Here is a 20,934-nt window from a genome sequence, read left to right on the forward strand (position 1 = left end):
GGTGGAGCTCATGGCCGGCCACCCGCCGTCAGCAGAAGTCCCAGGCGTGCGGCGGTTTCGTCCAGGATGGTCCTGAGCGCCTGCGGGTCGTGGGCGAAGCGGCCCAGGAACAGCCCGGCGACGGACATGTCCAGCCGGCTGATCAGGCCGGGTCCGGCGCTGCCGCCGTAAATGACCCTGCTCTCGGTCTGGCCCGGCAGGGCGCGCAGGTGCGCGTCCAGTCCGGCGATGACGGCGCTGATGTACTCCGGCGTGGCGGGCTCCGGGGCCCCGATGGCCCATTGCGGTTCGTAGGCCACGATGGTCCGGGTTGCCGGTCCCAGGGACCGTGCCCGGTTGAGCGCGGCGTCTATGTCCGCCATGCAGTGCCGGATGGCTTCCTCCACCGAGCCGGGCTGCAGCTCCCCGACGCAGAGTACCGGGGTGAGTCTGTTGCGGTAAGCGGCGGCGGTCTTCAGTCCGATTGTCCGGTCATCCTCGCCGAAGATCCGGCGCCGCTCGGCATGGCCAACTTCGGCGTAGCGTCCGCCGAGTTCGGCGACCGTCCGGCCGGAAACCTCGCCGGTGTAGGCGCCTTCGTCTTCCCAGAAAATGTCCTGCGCGCCGGCGCCGGCCCCGGCCACGCCGAGGATCCGGGCTGCATCCGGCAGTGCCGGCAGTGCGGGCAGGACAAACAGTTCGATCTCGCCGCTCTGCACGGCAGGGTGTGACAGGGCGACGGCGGCGACCTCGCGGCAGTAGTCCAGCGTGCGCTGGTAGCCGAAGTACATTTTCAGGCTGACGCCGATGACGGCCCTGGGCCGTGTGTCGGCGGCACGGCCGGCGGCTGTGTCTGTCCCGCGTGCGGCGGGGTTAGCAGGAAGTGACACCCTCGTAGTCCTTAATCAGTGTGACTTTCTCGGCCGAGGCCGAGGTTTCGTCGAAGGTGTAAGTGAGCCACTCGCGGGCGAGCCTGCGGGCGAGTTCCAGGCCGACGACGCGCTGGCCGAAGGTGAGGACCTGGGCATTGTTGCTCAGGACGGAGCGTTCCACCGAGAAGCTGTCGTGGGCTGTGACGGCGCGGATGCCCGGGACCTTGTTCGCCGCGATGGCCACGCCCAGGCCGGTGCCGCAGACCAGGAGGGCGCGGTCCGCCTCGCCGGAGGCGATGAGTTCGGCGGCGGCGATGGCCACGGAGGGGTAGGGGGTGTGGCTGGTGGCATCCACTCCGACGTCGGTAACGGAGTCGACCAGCCCGTTGGCCTCCAGGTCCGCCTTGAGGGCTTCCTTGTATTCGAATCCGGCGTCGTCAGACCCGATGACCAGGCGCAGCTTGGCGCTCATGCGTTCTCCTTGACAGATTTTTCCTCGACGAGGGTGTTGTGAATTGCTCGGACGATCAGTGCCATGGACACCGCTCCCGCGTCCGGCGTGCCGAGGCTCTTCTCGGCGTGCGGGCGGGCGCGTCCCATGAGGGGCAGAAGCTGGGCGGTGTCTTCCGCGGCCTGCTGCGCAACGGTGGCGGCGGCGCCCCAGGAGTCAGCAAGGGACTGCCCGGCGTCCACGCCGCCGGCGAGGGCGTCGCGGAACGGGACCAGGACATCCACCAGGGTCTTGTCGCCCGGTGTGGCTTTGCCGAAGTCCATGATTGCGGCCGCGGCGCCTGCGACTCCGGCGGCGACAGCGCCGGCGTCGGGGGCGTTGGTGTTTCCGAGCGCATCCCCGACCGCCCGCAAGGCCATGCCCCACAGCGCACCGGAGGTGCCGCCGGCCTTATCTGCCCAGGCATCTCCGGCGAGGTGAAGAGTGGTCGCGGCTCCCGCGCCGCGGGCGACGGCGGCCGCAGCGGCGTCGACGGCGGCACGGACGCCGCGTTCCATGCCGATGCCGTGGTCGCCGTCGCCGGCGACGGCGTCGATCCGGCCGAGTTCCTCGGCGTTGGCGTCCACGACGTTCTTCGCGGCGCCCAGCGCGGCCAGAACCCGGATGGCGCCGGCGCGGGATTCGTCGGAGGCATCCGGGATGGACGCTTCGATCTCGGCCGGGTCGGTGAAGTCGGCGGGCTCGAGGGCGTCCGCGGTGACGGCGCCGCGGCGGAAGGCCGGGGCGTCGGCGGGGGCGTGCCAGAGGGTTTCGAGTTCCTCGTCGAGCCAGAAGAGAGTGAGGGAGGTGCCGGCCATGTCGAAGCTCGTGACGAGTTCGCCCACCTGCGGGTCCACGGCTTCCAGTCCGGCTTCGGCCAAGAGCTGGGCGACGCGGCGGTAGACGACGAAGAGTTCCTCGTATTTGACGCTGCCGAGGCCGTTGAGGATGGGGACCACGCGGGACCGGGCAGCAGCGCCTGCGGCTTCGCCGGGCAGGCGCTCGGGGATTTCGGTGAGGAGCTTGGCGACCAGGAGCTCGGCGAGCTCGTCCGCCGTCGGGATGTCTGTCTCCCCGATACCGGGTTCGCCGTGGATGCCCATCCCGACGGCCATCCGGCCCTCGGGGACGGAGAAGAGCGGGTGGTCCGCCCCGGGCAGGGTGCAACCGGTGAAAGCCACGCCGAAGGAGCGGGTCCGGTGGTTGGCGCGCTCGGCGATCTCGATGGTCCGGTCCATGCTGTAGCCGGCCTCGGCAGCGGCGGCGGCCACCTTGAAGACCGTAAGGTCGCCGGCGATCCCGCGGCGCTTGGCATGCTCGGCCGGCGGGGCGGAGGAGACGTCGTCTGTGACGGCGATGCTGCGGCAGTCGATGCCTTCGGCGCGGAGCCGGGCCTGGGCCTGGTTGAAGTGCAGGACATCGCCTGCGTAGTTGCCGTAGCCCAGAAGGACGCCGCCGCCGTTGTTGGCGGCCTTCGCCACGTTGTAGATCTGCTGCGCGGACGGGGAGGCGAAGAGATTGCCCATGGCGGCGCCGTGGGCCAGGCCCTGGCCGACGAGTCCGGCGAATGCGGGGTAGTGGCCGGAGCCGCCGCCAATCACGAGCGCCACGGTGCTGGGGGTGCTTTGGGTGTTGCGGACGACGCCGCCGGAAACGCGACTGACCCAGCGGCTGTGGGAGGCGACGAAGCCCTCGATCATTTCGTCAGCGAAGGCTGCGGGGTCATTGAACAGGCGGGTCATGGGGTACTCCTGGAAGAGGGAAAGCTGCTGGTGGGTGCCCGCCGCGGCTGTGTGGCACGCGGCGGGCACCGGATTGTTGGGAGCGCGCTGCGTCCGTTAGCGGGCGGCAGCTGACTCCGCGGCTTCGGGTTCCCCTGCATTGGGGGCGACGTCGACGGCCGTTCCATTGGCAGCACCGCTGCGGGCAAGCACCACCATGAGGATGGCCGAAAGGATCATGAAGCCACCCACCACGAGCATGGGCACGTTGTAGCTGCCGGTCCAGTCCTTGAGCCAGCCGGTGATGTAGCCGGCGCTGAAGCCTGCCAGGTTGCCCACGGTGTTGATCAGGGCGATGCCGGCGGCGGCCGCGGCGCCGGTGAGGAACTGGGTGGGGACCGTCCAGAAGTTCGGCAGGGCCGCGAAGATGGACATCGCAGTGAGGGTGATGATCGCGATCGTCGCCGCCGGCGATCCCGCGAAGAGTGCCAGCGGGATGCTCAGGCCGCCGACGAGGGCGGGGACGGCGATGTGCCAAGTCTTCACACCGCGTTTAGTGGCGTCTTTGGACCAGAAGTACAGGGCAAAGGCTGCCGGCAGGTACGGGATGGCCGTGATCAGGCCCTTCTGGAAGACGTCGAACTTTGCGCCGTACAGGCCTTCGAAGCCGGAGATGATGGTCGGCAGGAAGAAACCGAGCGCGTACAGGCCGTAGATGAAGCCGAAGTAGATCAGGGCGAGCATCCAGACGCGGCCGTTGCCAAAGACGGTGCGGACGCTGCCGTGGTTATTGCTGGCGGCGGTTGCGTTCTTTTCCTTCTCCAGCGCTCCGGTCAGCCAGGTCTTCTCGTCAGCGCTCAGCCACTTGGCCTTGGCCGGGGAATCCGCGAGGTAGAACCAGGCCGCGATGCCGATCAGGATGGCGGGAATGGCCACGCCGAAGTACATGACGCGCCAGCCTTCGAGGCCGAAGAGGCCATGCTGCTGGATGAGGAGGGCGGCAAGCGGGGCTCCGATGACGGTAGTCAGCGGCTGGGCCAGGTAGAACAGGGCCAGGATCTTGCTGCGGTGACGGGACGGGACCCACAGGCTGAGGAAGAGGATGGCGCCGGGGAAGAATCCGGCCTCGGCCACACCCAGGATGAAGCGCAGGACGTAGAGCTGCTCCACGCTGCCCACCCAAGTGAAGAGGAGGGAGACGATACCCCAGCTGACCATGATGCGGGCCAGCCAGCGGCGGGCGCCGAACTTGTGCAGGGCAAGGTTGCTGGGGACTTCCAGCAGGATGTAGCCAATGAAGAAGACGCCGGAGGCGAAGCCGAACTGGGCCGCCGAGAGGGCGAGATCGGCGTTCATGCCGTTGGGGCCGGCGAAGGAGATGGCCGTGCGGTCGAGATAGTTGATGAAGAACATGAGAGCGACAAACGGCACCAGCCGCACTGCCACCTTCTTGATTGCAGATCTTTCGACCACTGACTGAGTGGTGTCCACATTGACTCCTAGATGTTGATGTCCCGACCGCTTCCTGCGCTGGAAGCTTGGGGATTGGTCTCATCGCGTAGTCCGGAGGACTGGCCAGGCCCTAACTAAGCGTGTGATAAAAACCATAAGGCGTTCATCCCAAATTGGTCAACCGGTTGACATGTTTATTTCACAGACGGACCTCTGCATGGCTCGGCTGGTCCGGGTTGTTACGCTGTGAAGGTGTCCGTAAATTCCGCCGCTTCAACGGCCAAAATAAGTGCCGCACTCGGTTCCATGGAGCAAGGCTCGGTTGTATCCGAGGTCGCGGAACGCCTTCTTGGGTACTTCACGAGCGGCGAGATCGCCGTCGGGACCCGCCTGCCGGCCGAACGCCAGCTCGCCGCCTCGCTGGGGGTGGGACGCTCCGCGGTCCGCGAAGCCCTCGCAGCACTGGAGATCCTCGGGATTGTCATCGTCCGCCCCGGTTCCGGAACCTACCTTCGCGACGGCATTTCCGAGCTCCTCCCCCGCACGCTGAGCTGGGGCCTCATGCTGGGCGCCCCGCGCACACGCGAACTCGTGGAACTGCGCGGCGGACTTGAGGTTCAGGCCGGCCAGTTGGCGGCCCAGCGGACCACCGACGACGCCCTGGACCGGATGCGCCAAAATCTGGCCACCATGGAACACAGCCTCGATGACCTCGCCACGTTCGTGGAGGCCGACGCCGCCTTCCACCGCGAGATTGCCGCCGCCTCCGGCAACCAGGTCCTGCAGGAACTGCTGCAGAGCATCCGCTCGCTCCTGCGCATCTGGGTAGACCGCGCCTTGACGGATGAAGGGCACGCGGCCGCGGCCCTGGCCGAGCATCGGGAAATCTTCCGGGCCCTGGAATCGAGGGACGAGGCCGCCGTGACGGCAGCCATGCGCTCCCACATGGACACGGCGTCCCGGCGCCTCCTGGCCGGGTTCGACGCCGACCAGGCCGCCACGGACTGAGGCTTCTTCCCCGCGTCATCTCCCGGGCGCGTCTCCCCCGGGCGCGCGAAATCGCCGGAATCCTGCGCGCTCGCCGGAACGTTCCGGCGAACTCGTGGGTTTCCGGCGATTTCGGCCGGGCACGGGTGGGGCGGGCTGGGAGGGAGCAGCCGAGCGGACGCTACGAGGTGACCGCCACGGGAGACTCCGCGATGGCAGCCAGTTCGACCGGAGCGGGCCGGACTGCTGTGCTGGCGATCCGGACAGGCGTTCCCGTGTGCGCCGACTCGAGCACGGACTCCATCACTTCCAGGGCGTGGAATGCCAGGACTCCGCCTGCCCGTGGCTCCTGGCCGGCCGGGGTGCGGATGAAGTCCGCGACGCCGAAGCCGCGCCCCGAGTCCTCATAGCCGGCAGAAACCGGAAGGGCCTGCCAGTCCTCCGCGCCTAGGGCGAAGAGCTGGACGTCGCCGTCGAAGTGGTTGGGATCCGGGACCACGAGGGACCCGCGTTCCCCATGGATTTCGATGTTGGGGCTCCTGGTCTTCACGGCGTCGAAGCTCATCACCAGCGTGGACAAGGCCCCCGAGGCGTGGACCAGGACGCCGGTGACGTGGGTATCGATCGCCACCGGCACGCTCTGGCCTGCGCGCGGGCCCGATCCAATGGTCCGTTCACCGCGGGTGTGGCTGGCGGCGCCGATCACCGAGACCACGGGTCCGAGCAACGTGACCAGGGCCGAGACGTAGTACGGTCCCATGTCCAGTAGCGGGCCGCCACCGGGCTGGTAATAGAAGTCCGGGTTCGGGTGCCAGCGCTCATGCCCGGGCGTGACCATCGTGGCGGTCGCGGAGATGGGCCTGCCGATCAGCCCGTCGTCGATGGCTTTCCGGGCGGTCTGGATCCCGGTGCCGAGCACGGTGTCAGGGGCGCAGCCGACCGCGACGCCGGCCGTCCGGGCAGCATCCAGGACCTGCCGGGCCTCCGCGGTTGTGGCCGCGAGGGGCTTCTCGCCGTAGACGGATTTGCCGGCGGCAATCGCCCGCAGTGCGACCTCGGCGTGGGCTGCCGGGATGGTCAGGTTCAGGACGAGTTCGACGTCGTCGGCCGCCAGGAGCGCGTCCACTGTGAGCGCCCGGACGCCGTCGTACGAGTCGGCCACAGCCTGCGCCCGGGCAGGATCCAGGTCCGCGACGGCGACGAGGTTGATGTCCTCGAGCCGGCGGAAGTTCACCAGGTACTGGACGATGATGGCTCCGCAGCCGATGATTCCAACGTTTACCGGCTTGCCCACAGCAGGCCCCTTTCGATGATGGTGCGGACATTGCTGTCCTGGAGGATTTCGACGCGGTGTCCCGGGGTGCAGACGAATATCCTGCCCTTTCCCCATTGCCGGGTCCAGATGGCGGGCGAGGTGACCTCGCGGTGCCAAGGGTCCCATTCGCGGACTTTCTGGGTGGTGGTGGCCAGGACGTCGATGTAGTCGTCGGCGAGGACCCAGTACTGTTCGGTGACGAGATCGAAATCGTCGAGACCGGCAGTGATTGGATGCTCGGCGGCTGCCGGGAGCATGTTGACTGTGTACGGGACGTAGTTGTCGGGCTGCCCGCCCGTGCGCTCGTCCGGGTGCTTGCCCGGGTGGCAGGCAAACTGGCCGCCGATCAGGTGCAGGTAGTCGGACGTGTCCCGGTAAGAATCCGCGATGCCGCCGTGCCAGCCGGTCAGGCCTGTGCCGTTTTCGACGGCGGCCCGGAGCCCCTCGAACTCGTCCTTTTCGATGGTGGACATGGTCACGCACTGCAGGATCAGGTCCACGCCCGCCATGAAGTCGGCGTCGGCGTAGATCTTGGGCGATTCCTCCACCCGGACCTCGTAGCCGTTGGCTTGCAGGTACGGGATGAATTCCTCGGTGGCCGCAACGGGCTGGTGCCCGTCCCAGCCGCCGCGCACCACGAGGGCGGTTTTTTGGTCGATTGTCATGGGGTTCCTCTGTTGTTGGTTTGTTGTGGTCGCGGCTGGCTCAGCGGGCGGCGAAGGCCGCATCGAACGCGGCCGCGGGCGGTGTGATCGTGGCAAGTTCCTTGACCAGAGCTAGGGCCTGCGGTGCGCCGACCAGGCGGTCCATGCCGGCGTCCTCCCACTCGACGCTGGTGGGTCCCCGATATCCAATGGCGTTCAGGGTCCGGAATATCGGTTCCCAATTGACGTCGCCGTGGCCGGCCGTGACGAAGTCCCACCCGCGGCGCGGGTCGGCCCAGGGCAGGTGGGAGCCGAGCCGTCCGTTGCGGCCGTTGAGCTGCCGGACGGATTCCTTGACATGGACGTGGAAGATCTTGTCGGCGAAGTCCTGCAGGAACATGACAGGGTCCAGGTCCTGCCAGAGGAAGTGGGACGGGTCGAAGTTCAAGCCGAAGCTCTCCCGGTGGCCGACGGCTTCCAAGGTGCGCTTGGCGGTCCAGTAGTCGTAGGCGATTTCGGACGGGTGTACCTCGAGGGCGAAACGGACCCCTTCCTCGTCGAAGACGTCGAGGATCGGATTCCAGCGGTCTGCGAAGTCCTGGTAGCCGCGTTCGATCATGGCGTCCGAGGCGGGCGGGAACATGGCAACGCATTTCCAGATCGAGGATCCGGTGAACCCGGTGACGGTCTGCACGCCAAGCCTGGCGGCCGCGCGGGCCGTGGTCTTCATGGCCTCGGCGGCGCGGGTGCGGACCCCTTCGGCGTCGCCGTCGCCCCACACGTGGGCAGGAAGAATACCCTCGTGACGCTCGTCGATCGGGTCGTCGCAGACGGCCTGTCCGGTGAGGTGATTGGCAATCGCATGGACCTTGAGCTGGTGCTTGTCCAGGATGTCCAGCCGGCCTTGGAGATATGCGTCGTCCTCGACGGCCCGCTGCGGGTCCAGGTGGTCACCCCAGCAGGCGATCTCCAGGCCGTCAAAGCCCCACTCGCCGGCGAGCCGCGCCACCTCTTCGAACGGCAGGTCGGCCCACTGGCCGGTGAAGAGGGTGATGGGTCGTGTCATGGTGTTTCCTCTCAGACGTGGTGCCAGTGGCTGTCGTTGTGGGCGCTGGTTTCGATGGCGGCGAGGACTTTTTGGACCTGGAGGGCGTCGGCGAAGGACGGTGCCGGGGGCCGGCCGGCGTTGATGGCGTGGATGAGGTCGACCGCCTGGTGGGTGAAGAGGTGTTCGTAGCCCAGTCCGTGGCCGGTGGGCCACCAGTTCCCGGTGTAGGGGTGTTCGGGTTCGGTGACCAGGATCTTGCGGAACCCGGCGTCGGGGCCGTCGGCGGCGTCGTAGACGGACAGGGCGTTCATGTCCTCGAAGTCGAAGGCCAGCGACCCGGCGGTGCCGTTCAGTTCCAGGCGCATGGCGTTCTTCCGGCCCAGCGCGAACCGGGTGGCCTCGAACACCCCGACCGGCCCGGCGCCGGTCCCGGCAGATGAACCGCCGCTTCCGCCGCCGTTGGCGGCTGTTTCCCCGCCGTTGGCGGCGGCGAAGCGGGCGGTGAAGATGGCGGCGTCGTCCACGGTGACCGGCCCGCGCTCGGCGCCGGTGGCGCCGTGCCCGCCCAGGCCCACGAGGTCCCCGGCCAGGGGCCGGTCCTTGACGAAGGTTTCCATCAGCGCCGAGACCCCGGTGATGTTGAGTCCGGTGATCCATTGGGCGGCATCGATGCTGTGCGCCCCGATATCCCCGAGCGCGCCGGAGCCGGACTTGGATTTGTCCAGCCGCCAGGTCAGCGGCGCGTCCGGGTCGGTGAGCCAGTCCTGCAGGTACTGGGCCCGCACGTGCCGGATCTGCCCGAGCCGGCCCTCGGCGACCATCCGCCGGGCCAGGGCCAGGGCCGGGGTGCGCCGGTAGCTGAACCCGCACATCGAGTACACGCCCCGGGCCGCCGCGGCCTCCGCGGCCGCGGCCATCCGTTCGGCCTCGGCCACGGAGTTCGCCAGCGGCTTCTCGCACAGGACATGCTTGCCGGCCTCGAGCGCCGCGATCGCGATCTCGGCGTGCGTGTTGCCCGGGGTGCAGATATCGATCAGGTCGATGTCCTCCCGCTCGATCAACGCCCGCCAGTCCGTCTCATAGGATTCCCAGCCCAGCTTCGCCGCCGCGGCCCGCACCCCGTCGGGGTTCCGGCCCGCGACCGCGGTCAGTTCCGGGTGCAGCGGCAGGTCAAAGAACCGCGGCGCGCTCCGCCACGCGTGCGAATGGGCGGCCCCCATAAACGCATAGCCCACCATCCCCACACGCAGGCTCGTCGGGTCAGTCATCGGTAATCCTTTCGAAAGACGGGTGGAGATCGGTGGCGGCGCCCCAGGAAAAGGGCCCCGCACGCTATTTGCTGAAGCCTGCGGTGAGGCCGCTGAGCAGCTGGCGCCGGGCGATGATGTAGACCACCAGCAGCGGCAGCGTGGCGAGCACGACGGCGGCGAGGACGGCCGGGATGTTGACGCTGAATTCCCCTTGGAACGTCCACAGGGACAGCGGCAGCACCCGGGTGGCCGGGCTTTGGGTCAGGATCAGCGGGAACAGGAAGCCGTTCCAGACGTGCAGGGCGTTGTAGATTCCCACCGTGATGACGGCCGGTTTGGTCATGGGCAGCGCCAGGCGCCACATCATGGCCCAGTCGGAGCAGCCGTCCAGCCGCATGGATTCGAAGAGTTCGTTGGGCACGTCCCGCATGAAATTGGACAGGATCAGCACGGAGATCGGGATGGCGAAGGCGATGGAAGGCAGGATCAGCGCCAGCAGGGTGTCGTACATATGGGCGCGCGTGATCATCCAGTAGATGGGGATGATGGTGGCGTGCAGCGGGATGGCCAGGCCCAGCAGGAACAGGTTGTTGGTCCAGTTGAGGAACCTGCTCTTGCCGCGGACGATCGCGTAGGCAGCCATGAAGGAAACCAGCAGTGCCGGCACAACGCTGCCCACTGTGACGATGAGACTGTTGGCAAAGTATCTGGCGAAGTCGTTCTCGACCACCAGTTTGTAGTTGTCCAGGGTGGGCTCTGCGGGCGGCATCATCGGGTTGGAAGTGAAGAACCCCGCCTGGTTTTTCAGGCTCGTCACCACCACGTAGTAGACGGGGACGATGATGATGGCCAGCCAGAGCCACCCGCCGAGGCCGCCGAGGAAGTTGGGGCGTGTCCGTCCCGGCCCCTTGGTCCGCGTACGCGGCCTGACTGCGGGGCGGGCGGGGGCCGCGGGTGGGACGGGGAGCTGGGTGATGGAAGCCATCAGGCACCTTCCAATTGGCTTGCGTTGCGGTTCTTGCCGCCCAGCCTCTGCAGCAGCAGGGCGAGAGCCAGACCGATCACGACGAGGATGACGCCGAGGGCACTCGCTGCGCCCATGTCATTGGCTTTGAACCCGGTGAGGTACATGTGCAGCGGGAGCAGCCGCGTGGCGTAGCCGGGACCGCCGCCGGTGAGGACGAAGACGAGGTCAAAGTACGCCAGGGATCCGACCACCATGAGCGTGGAGGAAGTGATGATGGTGTACTTCAGCTGGGGCAGCGTGATGTTGAAGAACTGCTGGACCCGTCCGGCACCGTCGATTTGCGCGGCCTCGTACAGCGACGCGGGGATCTGACGCACGCCGCCTTGGTAGATCAGCGTGTGGAACGGGACAAACTGCCAGGCGATGACGAAGACGACGACGAACAGCACCAGGTCTGAATTGCCCAGCCAGTCCTGGGCCAGGATCGGCAGGCCAAGCCCGGCGCCCAGGCCGAAGTTGGGGTCCAGGAGGGCCTTGAACGCGATGGCGACGGCGGCCGAGGACAACAGCAGCGGCACGAAGTACAGGACGGCCAAGGCCGCCCGATACTTCTGGCCCGCGGCGGTGAAGACCCCCAAGAGCAGGCTGATGGGTGCCTGGACGATGAACGAGAAGAACATGATCTTCGCCGTCACCAGCAGTGCGTTGCCGGTGACGGGGTCCGTCAGGACAGTTGTCCAGCTGGACAACCCGTCCAGCTTGATCTCGCCCAGGCCGTCCCACGAGGTGAAGCTCAGGAACAAGACGCCGATCAGCGGAATGATGGCGAAGAGCAGGAAGAAGGCAAGGGCTGGCGCGGCCAGCCACCCCGACGGGCCCGGCTGGAGGGCCCGTCGGGAAGAACCGGATGTGGTGGACACTGGATTACTTTCCGACCGTCGCGTTCATCGTGGCGACGAACTGCTCCGGGGTGATCTTCTTCAGGAAGATCTGGTCGAGGTTGGCCAGCATGGCGTCACCCTGCGCCGGGCTCAGAGCCTGGTCCCAGGAGAGCGTGAAGCTCGGGGCGTTCTTGGCCATGCCATACACGTAGGTCAGGAAGTCCTTGTCCGGGGACGCTGCGAGCTTGCTTTCGATGCCCTTGACCACCGGCACGGCCCCGGAGTCGATGAGGCCCTGGACGTTGCTGTCCGAGAACATGCCGCTCTTGACGTATTCGAGGGCCGCCTTCTTCTGGCCGTCGGTGGCCTTCGAGGAGACGGACCAGAAGTTGGACGGGTTGCCCACCACGTTGGTCGGGTCCCCCTTGCCGCCGGAAACCGTGGGGAAGGTGGTGTAGCCGAGCTTGCCGCTCTTGACGAAGTCGGCGGCGTCCTTCTTCATGCTCTGGTAGATCCAGCCGCCCTGCAGGATCATGGCCGCCTTGCCGGTGTACAGCAGCGCCTGGTCGGCGTTGCTGTCCGCCGCGATGGACGAGAAGCCGTTGGCGAAGCCGCCCGCGTCCACGAGCTGCTGGATCTTGGTCAGCGCCTCGGTGACCGCGGGGTCGGACCACGCGTTGGGCTTGTTGGCCGCGATGTTGGCGAAGACCTCCGGGCCGCCGATGCGTTCAACGAGGTACTCCAGCCACATCAGGTCCGGCCACCTGGACTGGCCGCCGAGTGAGAACGGGGCAATGCCTGCGTCCTTGAACTTCGGCACGAGTGCCATCAGCTCTTCCCAGGTCTTGGGCGCCTCGGCGCCCACCTTGTCGAAAACGTCCTTGTTGAAGTAGAGCACCACAGGCTGCACATTGTTGTTCGGCAAGGCATAGGTCTTGCCGTCGAGGACGCCGTTCTTGAGCACCGCCGGAAGGTAACGGTCCTTGACCTCGGGGTTGTCCGCCAGGAACCCGGAGAGGTCATCCACCTGTCCCGCGTCCACGTAGGACTTCAGCACGCCGCCGCCCCAGCCATAGATGAAGGTGGGGCCCTGGCCGGCACCGACAGCGGTGCGCACCTTGGTCTTGTAGGCGTCGTTCGCAAAGAAATCGAGCTTGATGGACGAATCCGGGTGGGCGGAGTTCCAGTCAGTGACGGACTTCTGCAGGACGGGCTGGTTGCCGCCCGTCAGCCCCCACATTGTGGCCGAGTCTGCGCTGGCGGCAGTTCCTGCCGGGCCGCTGGAGCCGCAGGCGGCCAGACTGATCGAAACTGCGGCGGCCGAGAGGGCCATTGCGGCACTGCGAAACGTACGATTTTTCATCTGGGATTCCATTCGTCCTCCGGGGTCTGCGCTGATGGCCCGGTTGTGAGAGTGGCAGCCCAACCCTCACAAGGAAGGCTGCGCTGCCGCTGCTGATGGGGTGGAGCTAAGCTTCGAAAAGTTTCGTAAAAGTTTGCGACTTCTGAAACTAAAGTAGTGGTGACAACAGTCACAGTCAAGAGCAAAATCGGAAACGTTGGTTCACTTGGATCAAATAGACTTGACGCCCCAGGCAAACAAGGTGAGACTTCTCCATATCGAAATATTTCGAAAGTACAGGAGTCATCGTGTCAACAGTCCAGGGTTCCGGCAGGCCCACGCTTGCCGCCGTCGCCCGGGAGGCCGGCGTCTCCTCACCCACGGTCTCCAAGGTCATCAACGGACGGGAGGACGTTGCCGAGAGCACGCGCACCAAGGTCCTGGCGGCACTTGAGCAGCTGGGCTACCAGTCCACGCACCAGCGCAAACACGCCGAGGGCCGGACCGGGATTGTGGAAGTGGTGTTCGACTCGCTGTACTCCGCGTACGCCGTCGAGGTCCTGAACGGAGTGCTGGAGCAAGCCGCCTCCATTGACGTCCAAGTCCTGATCGATGTGACCGGGCACCCTGCGGCCATGACGCTCAGTCCGGAGCGGCGGGCCCAACGCATCCTGGATGAAGGCCGGCTCGGTTTGATTGTGGTGACTTCCGGCTTCAGCACGGCACAGCTGAGCGCCTTCCGCCGGCGGCACATCCCGGTAGTGGTGATCGATCCGCTCAACCCGCCGCCGCCGGAGGTTGTCAGCGTGGGTGCCACCAACTGGGCGGGCGGCAAGGAAGCTACGGAGCACTTGCTCGGCCTCGGCCACCGGCGGATCGCTTACGTCGGAGGACCGGAATCGGCCGAATGCAACCAGGCGCGCCTCCATGGCTACATGGCGGCACTCATGGCCGGCGGAGTCCAGGTGCGGCCCGACTACGTCCTGCTGGACAAGTTCCGCCCGGAACACGGAATTCGCAGCCTCCAGACCCTTATGGCCCTCCCCGAGCCACCGACAGCCATTTTCGCGGGGAGTGACAGCATCGGCCTCGGCGTCCTGGCCGAAGCCCGGAGGCACGGACTGCGGATCCCGGAAGACCTGAGCCTAGTGGGCTTCGATGGCACGTACCAGGCGGAGCAGTCCATCCCGGCCTTGACCACCGTGACGCAGCCACTGCAGGAGATGGGCCGCGCCGCCCTGCGCGCCGTCCTCCGGCAGGCCAACGGCGAGGAGCTCGACTCGCGACGAGTCGAGCTCGCCACCCACCTTGTGGTCCGGGAATCGACGGCGCCTCCTGCTCTCGGGAACCCGGAGCCGGGAACGCCGCGTCACTAGTCCTCCCGGCACAGGCTGCCGCCCGCCTCCGCCGTGAGCCGGTTCGTGGCCTCCGACGAGTCCGACGGGTAGGTGATTCCAGCCTGCCGCCGGGCTTCATCGAGCAGCGACATGACCATCAGTGTGTCGGCCAGCGGCATAGTTGGGCTCTCGGCCAGCCCGAGTTGAAGGCAGCGGAGCACCTCGCGCAGCTGATAGGTGTACCCATGCCCCGCAGGCATAAAGGTCTCCAGCCGGGTCTCTCCCGAGCCGAAGGTGAGGGCCAGCTCCGTCGGGTTGAACAGCGGTGCGTTGCACCGCATTAGGCCCTTCGTGCCGGACACCGTGGCTGCCTGCGCCGACACGGTGGTCAGCGACACCATGAACTGGGCGCGGGCCCCCGAGGGATAGGAGAGGGTGACAGCAGTTTCGGCATCCACTCCGTCGCCGGTGATGTGGGCTGCGGCCGTCAGGGACTGGGGCGCCCCCAACGCAATGAGCGCCCAGGTCAGCGGATATACGCCGACGTCCATCAACGCGCCGCCCCCTGCCGCCCGCTGCCACAGGCGGGCCTCCGGATGGCGGGGCGCCGGGAAGCCAAGATCCGCTTGGATCGACCGGATCTCGCCCAGTTCCCCCGACGCGATGATCTCCGCCGCCCGCTGCACACTGGGAAGAAACCGGGACCATACGGCCTCCATCAGGAACAGCCCTTTGCGCCTGGCCAGCCCGGCCAGGACAGCGGCGTCCCGCGCGTTGAGCGTCATCGGCTTCTCGCACAGCACGTGCTTGCCGGCCTCGAGCGCCGCCTTGGCCACGGTGAAATGGCTGGCGTGCGGTGTGGCGACGTACACGATGTCGACGTCGGGGTCCTGGATCAGCCGTACGTACCCCGGTAGGCCTCCGTCGTCACTGTAGGCGTGGCGGAAGCAGTGCCTGGCGGCGAATTCCTTCGCGCCGGCGCGGGACCTGGAACTGACGGCGTGCAGGACTGCGTCCGGCAACAGGGCGAGGTCGCTCGTGACAGTGGACGCGATCCTGCCGGTGGAGACAACTCCCCAGCGGACAGGTTCGCCGGAGGCACGGAGCGGGTCGTGGTGGCCGGAGGCAAGCAGTGGAGTTCGGGCAAGCAGTGGCTCAGTTGCCGGGGTCAATGTGGCTGCTCGCCCTCAGGTAGTTTTGCTGTATTACCGGGTGGAAGTCCGGGGCGGGTGCGGCGTCCACCGCGACAGGCCAATCCGGACGGTTGCCGTTGTGGGCCCACGCCGCCTGGACGGCGGCGCCCCGGGCCACGTACTCCCCCGGGCTGGGGATCACGACCGGCAGATCGAAGACCTGGGCCGCGATGGACTGCACCGCAGGGTTCTGCACGGCGCCGCCGATCAGGAGGAGGCGTGTTGCGGCGCCGCCTTGCGCCCGGAGGGAATCGAGCCCGCCGGACAGTCCGCTCAGCATGCCTTCGATGGCTGCCCGGGCAAGGTTGCTCCGTGTGCTGGAGGCAATGCTGAGCCCGTGGAGGCTTGCTTTGGCGTGGGGCAGGTTGGGCGTGCGCTCACCTTCGAAGTACGGCACCAGCACCACGCCACCGGCGCCGGGTTCGGCGTCCAGGGCAAGACGGGACAGTTCGTCAAAGTCCACGCCCAGGACGCCGGCCACGGAGCTGAGCACCCGTGCTGCATTCAGCGTGACGGCGATGGGCAGGTACTCACCGCTGGCGTCCGCGAAACCTGCCACCGTGCCGCTGGGATCGGCGACGGCCCGCGAGGTCACCGAAAACACCGTGCCGCTGGTGCCCACGGACACCACCACGTCTCCGGGCTGCGCCCCCAGTCCCAGGGCGGCGGCCGCATTGTCTCCGGCACCGGCGCCCAGCAGGATCCGGGGCCCGGATTCCGACGGGCCGAAACCCGCCGGGGCTGGCCGTTCAGCAGAGGATCCGAAGCAGCCGGGGTGGATGGCTCCAGCGGTGTCGCCGGGGCCGAGAACCCGCGGCAGAATAACGGTTCCGGGTTCCCTTGGCCCGGCGTTCCCGGTGGCCTCCCTGGCGTCCCGGCCGAAGGCGATCTTGAACAGTCCAAGATCGTATTCCCCGGCCGAGGGGCTCCAATAGCCGGTTCCGCTGGCGTCCGAGCGGTCGGTGGTGAGCTGTTCGAGGTCCGGGCCCAGGGGGCTGGAGGCTGCCGGGCCGTAGCCGCGCAGCCGCCAGGTCAGCCAGTCATGGGGCAGCGCGACGGCCGCCACCCGGTCGGCCAGATCCGGCTCGTGGTCCCGGACCCAGCGGACCTTCGTGATGGTGAAGGAGGCCACCGGGACCAGTCCGGTCCGGCGTGCGAAGTCGTCGGCCCCCACTTCGTCGGTGAGTGCGGCCGCGGCCGACGCCGATCGGGTGTCGTTCCACAGCAGCGCCGGCCGCACGACGTCACCGGCGTGGTCCAGCAGCACCATGCCGTGCTGCTGGCCCCCCACCGAGAGCGCGCTGACGTCCGCCAGCCCGCCGGCGTCGTCGAATGCTGCGGACAAGGCCCGCCACCAGTGGTCGGGGTGCACTTCCGTGCCGTCCGGGTGGGCGGCCCGGCCCTCGCGGACCAGGGTGCCGCTGCCGGCGTCCAGGACCACCACCTTGCAGCTTTGGGTGGAGGAGTCGACGCCGGCAACGAGTGTCATGGGAGCAGCCGTCACGGGATCAGCGGGCGCCGAGCAGGTGCTCGATGAAGAGCTGCTGCAGCTTCACGAAGCCGAAGCCCTTGCCGCCGAAGTAGGCGTCGGCGTCGAAGTCCTCGTAGGAAGCACGGTCGGCGCGGAGCTGTTCGTAGCCTTCGCCCGGGTTGAGTGTGGGTTCGTTGATTTCCGCCACGCGGGAGGCCTGCAGCGCGGCCTGGACCTCGGGATCTGCACGGAAGGCCTTGGCGCGTTCCTTGAGCAGCAGGTAGGTCTGCATGTTGGCGGCGGCGGAGTCCCACACGCCGTCGATGTCCTCGGTGCGGCTGGGCTTGTAGTCGAAGTGGCGCGGACCGTTGTAGGCGGGGCCGCCGTCGGGGCCGCCGTTTTCGAGCAGGTCCACCAGGGAGAACGCGTTCTGCAGGTCGCCGTGGCCGAACACCAGGTCCTGGTCGAACTTGATGCTGCGCTGGCCGTTGAGGTCGATGTGGAAGAGCTTGCCCTGGTAGAGCGCCTGGGCGATCCCGTGGGTGAAGTTCAGGCCGGCCATCTGCTCGTGCCCGGTTTCGGGGTTGATGCCCACCAGTTCGGGGCGTTCGAGCGTTTCGATGAATGCCAGGGCGTGGCCCAGGGTGGGCAGCAGAATGTCGCCGCGGGGTTCGTTGGGCTTGGGCTCAATGGCGAACCGGATGTTGTAGCCCTTGTCCGTGACGTAGTCGCCCAGCAGGTTCACGGCTTCGCGGTAGCGTTCCAGGGCGCCGCGGATGTCCTTGGCGGCGTCGTATTCGCTGCCTTCGCGCCCGCCCCACATGACAAAGGTTTCGGCACCGAGCTCGGCGGCGAGGTCGATGTTGTCCAGCACCTTGCGCAGGGCGAAGCGCCGAACGCCGCGGTCGTTGCTGGTGAAGCCGCCGTCCTTGAAGACCGGGTGGCTGAACAGGTTGGTGGTGACCATCGGGACGATCATCCCGGTGGCCTTCAGTGCGCCCGTCAGCCGGTCGATTTCCCGCTGGCGGTCAGCCGCGGAGCAACCGAAGGGAAAGAGGTCGTTGTCGTGGAAGGTGATGCCGTAGGCGCCGAGGTCGCTGAGCCGGTTGACGGCCTCGACCGTGTCCAGCGGCGGGCGCGTGGCTGAGCCGAACTGGTCCTGGGCCTCCCAGCCCACCGTCCAGAGGCCGAAGGAAAACTTGTCTTCACGGGTGGGCTGAATCGCCATTGAATGCTCCGAGGGGTAGGTGTGGCTGGTTGCTGTGCGTTGGGTTCAGAATGAATTGTTCTATACACAAACATATTATGGATTTCTGTGGTGTCAACCACATGCTTGCGAAGATATCGGGATGACTTTGTTGTTCTCTAGCGGATTTCATGAACAGCTGTTATGTTGTGAACAACAGCAAATATCGCAGTCGATGCGGCAGCTCGTCTGGCAATGAGGCCCTGGAGTAAAGGATTCAACCGTGATTGATCAGATGGTGACCGAGCATAACTGGGCGGGGAACTACGGCTACCAGGCAGCGCGGATAGCCCATCCGGCCAGCGTGGCGGAACTGCAGGACTTGGTGGCCGGCGCCGGGAAGGTCCGCGCGCTGGGGTCCCGCCATTCCTTCAATGACATTGCAGATACCGCCGGGACCCTGGTGGTGCTGGACAGGCTCGATGCCGGCATCAGCATCGACGTCCAGAACATGACCGTCACGGTCAGTGGTGGTACGCGCTACGGGACGCTCGCGGCGGAGCTGCAGCGCCACGGCTTCGCGCTCCACAACCTCGCCTCCCTGCCGCACATTTCGGTTGCGGGAGCTGTCGCCACCGCCACGCATGGCTCCGGGGATGGCAACGGCAATCTCGCCACGGCCGTGGCGGCGCTTGAGCTGGTCACCTCGGATGGCACAGTGGTCACGGCCAGGCGTGGCGACGCCGACTTTGCCGGCATGGTGGTGGGGCTGGGGGCACTGGGCATTGTGAGCCGCCTGACCCTGGATATTGAGCCCAGCTTCGAGATTGCCCAGAGTGTCTTTGAAGGCCTGGACTGGGAACAGGTCCTGGCGAGTTTCGATGACGTCACGTCCTCGGCCTACAGCGTGAGCCTGTTCACCGACTGGAGCGGGGCCACAGTGGGTCAGGCGTGGCTCAAGAACCGCACAGACCAGGCGGCGCCACCCGCCGGATTGCCGGAATTCTTCTCCGGCACGCCGGCCACCCAGGCCCGGCACCCGCTACCAGGAGTGTCCGGAAGCAACTGCACGCAGCAACTCGGCATTCCGGGACCGTGGTCCGACAGGGTCGCCCACTTCCGGATGGAATTCACGCCCAGCAAAGGCGACGAGCTGCAGAGCGAATACCTGATCCCGCGGGAGCATGCCGTGGCGGCCATCCGCACGATGCGCAAGCTCTCCAGCGTGGTCACTCCCCTGCTCCTGGTCGGGGAAATCCGCACCATAGCGGCAGACCAGCTGTGGCTCAGCCCCAACTACGGCAGGGACGGGATCGGCCTGCACTTCACCTGGCGCCAGGATGAGCCGGCGGTCAGCGCAATCCTGCCCCTCCTCGAAGCGGAGCTGGCCCCGTTCGCCGCCAGACCGCATTGGGGCAAACTGTTCCACGGCGGTGCGGCCAGCATCGCCCCGCTGTATCCCCGCTTTGCCGACTTCACCGCGCTGGCTGGCCGGCTGGATCCGGCCGGAAAATTCCGTAACTCATTCCTGGACCGCACGGTGTTCGGCCGCTGATAGTGTCACGATGATGCCTCCACGTACCCATGCTTCCGCGCCTGTGAGCGAACCGGATCCGTCGCGCCGGAACAATCTGTCGCTGCTGACCTCCCTCGTCCATCACCACGGCGTACTCAGCCGCGCCCAGCTGACCCGGCACACAGGGCTGAACCGCTCCACCGTCGGGACGCTGATCGGGCAGCTCGTCTCCCTGGGCGTGGTCTATGAAACGGCTCCCGCCGGCGAGGGGCAGGTTGGCCGGCCCAGCCCGGAGGTCCATCCCAGCCCGTCGGTTGCGGCGCTGGCCGTCAACCCGGAAATCGACGCCGTGACCATCGGCCTGGTGAGCCTCGGCGGGAAGGTGCAAAAGAAAATCCGCTTCGAAACCGAACGGATCCCGAGCGCCCGGGAAGCGGTGAACATCGCCTCGGCTGTCATGGCCGGGATGCGCTCCGAACTGGATGTCTCTTACCGGATCACCGGAATCGGCGTGGCCGTGCCCGGCCTGGTCAACCGCGACGACGGCGTGGTGCGGCATGCACCGCACCTGGGCTGGCGCAATGAGCCGGTCGCCCGGATGCTGAGCGAGGCCACCGGCTACCCGTGCCTCGCCGCCAACGACGCCTCGCTGGGCGCCGAAGCCGAGCAGATTTTCGGGGCGGGTGCCGGGCAGGGGAACCTGATCTACCTCAACGGCGGCGCCAGCGGCATTGGCGGCGGGATCATCTCCGACGGGCAGCTGCTCCGGGGGGCCTCCGGCTACGCCGGGGAACTCGGCCACACCTTTGTGCGCACGGGAGGCAAGACCTGCCATTGCGGTGCCACTGGCTGCCTGGAAACCGAAGTCTCCCAATCCCGCCTCCTCGAGCTGGCCGGCTTGACCCGCGGCGACACCGCGGACCTCGAAAACGCCCTCGCGAACAGCAGCAGTGCCGAGGTGAACGACGAAGTCGCCCGACAGTTGCTGTATCTGGGCATTGCCCTGCGCAATGCCGTGAACATTTTCAACCCAGAGGCAATCGTCCTGGACGGTTTCCTGGGGACGCTGCATGCGCTCGCGCCGACGTCGTTGATCGGAACGCTGCTGTCCCAGGCAATGGACGGTCCCGCGGGCCAGGTCAAGATCTACCGTGCGGCGCTCGGATCCGATCTGATGATGATCGGGGCTGCAGAGCTGGCCTTCGCACAGTTCCTGGCCGATCCCGCGGGCATCGGCACAACCACCGCCACCCTGCCCGCACCCACGTCCCAGACAGGCTGAC

18 protein-coding genes are annotated in these 20,934 nt (G+C 67.1%); 4 read left to right on the plus strand and 14 right to left on the minus strand.

The annotated features are described in order from the left end of the window. Nucleotides 1–8: 8 nt before the first annotated feature. The 4 genes from MRBLAR12_RS05320 to MRBLAR12_RS05335 form a co-directional block, all read right to left on the minus strand. The gene (locus tag MRBLAR12_RS05320) at nt 9–869 is read right to left on the minus strand and encodes a triose-phosphate isomerase family protein (RefSeq protein ID WP_229994699.1); all 861 of its coding nucleotides are present in this window, start codon (nt 867–869) and stop codon (nt 9–11) included. Then, nucleotides 853–1,323 (minus strand): ribose-5-phosphate isomerase, encoded by a 471-nt coding sequence (locus MRBLAR12_RS05325; protein ID WP_229994700.1) that lies wholly within the window; start codon nt 1,321–1,323, stop codon nt 853–855. The genes MRBLAR12_RS05320 and MRBLAR12_RS05325 overlap by 17 nt, the downstream gene beginning before the upstream one ends. After that, on the minus strand, nt 1,320–3,083 hold the full coding sequence (locus MRBLAR12_RS05330; protein WP_364744100.1) for a dihydroxyacetone kinase family protein: 1,764 nt from the start codon (nt 3,081–3,083) through the stop codon (nt 1,320–1,322). The genes MRBLAR12_RS05325 and MRBLAR12_RS05330 overlap by 4 nt, the downstream gene beginning before the upstream one ends. A gap of 96 nt (nt 3,084–3,179) precedes the next feature. Further along, the gene (locus MRBLAR12_RS05335) at nt 3,180–4,553 is read right to left on the minus strand and encodes an MFS transporter (RefSeq protein ID WP_364744103.1); all 1,374 of its coding nucleotides are present in this window, start codon (nt 4,551–4,553) and stop codon (nt 3,180–3,182) included. A gap of 213 nt (nt 4,554–4,766) precedes the next feature. On the opposite strand from MRBLAR12_RS05335, the gene MRBLAR12_RS05340 reads away from it, so the two are divergent. Further along, entirely contained in the window at nt 4,767–5,522 is a 756-nt protein-coding gene (locus MRBLAR12_RS05340; RefSeq protein ID WP_364744106.1) for a FadR/GntR family transcriptional regulator, read from the plus strand. 160 nt (nt 5,523–5,682) lie between these two features. On the opposite strand, the gene MRBLAR12_RS05345 is transcribed toward MRBLAR12_RS05340, so the two are convergent. The 7 genes from MRBLAR12_RS05345 to MRBLAR12_RS05375 all read right to left on the minus strand — a co-directional run bounded on the left by MRBLAR12_RS05345 (nt 5,683) and on the right by MRBLAR12_RS05375 (nt 12,969). Next, nucleotides 5,683–6,795 (minus strand): Gfo/Idh/MocA family protein, encoded by a 1,113-nt coding sequence (locus tag MRBLAR12_RS05345; RefSeq protein ID WP_364744108.1) that lies wholly within the window; start codon nt 6,793–6,795, stop codon nt 5,683–5,685. Beyond that, a complete protein-coding gene (locus MRBLAR12_RS05350) occupies nt 6,780–7,481 on the minus strand; it encodes a ThuA domain-containing protein (RefSeq protein ID WP_364744111.1) in 702 nt (233 codons plus the stop codon). The genes MRBLAR12_RS05345 and MRBLAR12_RS05350 overlap by 16 nt, the downstream gene beginning before the upstream one ends. A 40-nt stretch (nt 7,482–7,521) precedes the next feature. Continuing rightward, nucleotides 7,522–8,526, minus strand: a complete 1,005-nt coding sequence (locus MRBLAR12_RS05355) for a sugar phosphate isomerase/epimerase family protein (RefSeq protein ID WP_364744114.1) — start codon at nt 8,524–8,526, stop codon at nt 7,522–7,524. A gap of 11 nt (nt 8,527–8,537) precedes the next feature. After that, nucleotides 8,538–9,776 carry a Gfo/Idh/MocA family protein gene (locus MRBLAR12_RS05360; RefSeq protein ID WP_364744116.1) on the minus strand — a complete coding sequence of 413 codons (1,239 nt, stop codon included), beginning with the start codon at nt 9,774–9,776 and terminating at the stop codon, nt 8,538–8,540. A 64-nt stretch (nt 9,777–9,840) separates the two neighbouring features. Next, complete coding sequence (locus tag MRBLAR12_RS05365; RefSeq protein WP_364744118.1) at nt 9,841–10,743, minus strand: carbohydrate ABC transporter permease; 903 nt, start codon at nt 10,741–10,743, stop codon at nt 9,841–9,843. Beyond that, on the minus strand, nt 10,743–11,645 hold the full coding sequence (locus MRBLAR12_RS05370) for a carbohydrate ABC transporter permease (RefSeq protein ID WP_364744121.1): 903 nt from the start codon (nt 11,643–11,645) through the stop codon (nt 10,743–10,745). Before MRBLAR12_RS05370 ends, MRBLAR12_RS05365 begins: the two co-directional genes overlap by 1 nt. Before the next feature lie 4 nt (nt 11,646–11,649). Next, nucleotides 11,650–12,969, minus strand: a complete 1,320-nt coding sequence (locus MRBLAR12_RS05375) for an extracellular solute-binding protein (protein WP_364744124.1) — start codon at nt 12,967–12,969, stop codon at nt 11,650–11,652. A gap of 287 nt (nt 12,970–13,256) precedes the next feature. Between MRBLAR12_RS05375 and MRBLAR12_RS05380 the strand changes: the two genes are divergently transcribed. Then, nucleotides 13,257–14,324 (plus strand): LacI family DNA-binding transcriptional regulator, encoded by a 1,068-nt coding sequence (locus tag MRBLAR12_RS05380; protein ID WP_364744126.1) that lies wholly within the window; start codon nt 13,257–13,259, stop codon nt 14,322–14,324. Here the strand turns inward: MRBLAR12_RS05380 and MRBLAR12_RS05385 are convergent. From MRBLAR12_RS05385 to xylA, 3 genes are read right to left on the minus strand one after another with little or no spacing between them, the layout of a single operon-like run. Continuing rightward, nucleotides 14,321–15,457 carry a Gfo/Idh/MocA family protein gene (locus MRBLAR12_RS05385; protein ID WP_364744129.1) on the minus strand — a complete coding sequence of 379 codons (1,137 nt, stop codon included), beginning with the start codon at nt 15,455–15,457 and terminating at the stop codon, nt 14,321–14,323. The two genes, MRBLAR12_RS05380 and MRBLAR12_RS05385, sit on opposite strands and share 4 nt — an antisense overlap. Beyond that, nucleotides 15,441–16,967 carry a xylulokinase gene (locus MRBLAR12_RS05390; RefSeq protein WP_364744132.1) on the minus strand — a complete coding sequence of 509 codons (1,527 nt, stop codon included), beginning with the start codon at nt 16,965–16,967 and terminating at the stop codon, nt 15,441–15,443. Before MRBLAR12_RS05390 ends, MRBLAR12_RS05385 begins: the two co-directional genes overlap by 17 nt. Before the next feature lie 19 nt (nt 16,968–16,986). Further along, nucleotides 16,987–18,177, minus strand: a complete 1,191-nt coding sequence (xylA, locus tag MRBLAR12_RS05395) for a xylose isomerase (protein ID WP_364744135.1) — start codon at nt 18,175–18,177, stop codon at nt 16,987–16,989. A gap of 253 nt (nt 18,178–18,430) precedes the next feature. Between xylA and MRBLAR12_RS05400 the strand changes: the two genes are divergently transcribed. Beyond that, the gene (locus tag MRBLAR12_RS05400) at nt 18,431–19,690 is read left to right on the plus strand and encodes an FAD-binding protein (RefSeq protein ID WP_364744263.1); all 1,260 of its coding nucleotides are present in this window, start codon (nt 18,431–18,433) and stop codon (nt 19,688–19,690) included. Between the two features lie 43 nt (nt 19,691–19,733). Beyond that, complete coding sequence (locus MRBLAR12_RS05405; RefSeq protein WP_364744138.1) at nt 19,734–20,933, plus strand: ROK family protein; 1,200 nt, start codon at nt 19,734–19,736, stop codon at nt 20,931–20,933. Nucleotide 20,934 lies beyond the last annotated feature (1 nt).

The sequence above is a fragment of the Arthrobacter sp. LAR12-1-1.1 genome, assembly GCF_040676555.1.
Classification (GTDB): Bacteria; Actinomycetota; Actinomycetes; order Actinomycetales; family Micrococcaceae; genus Arthrobacter.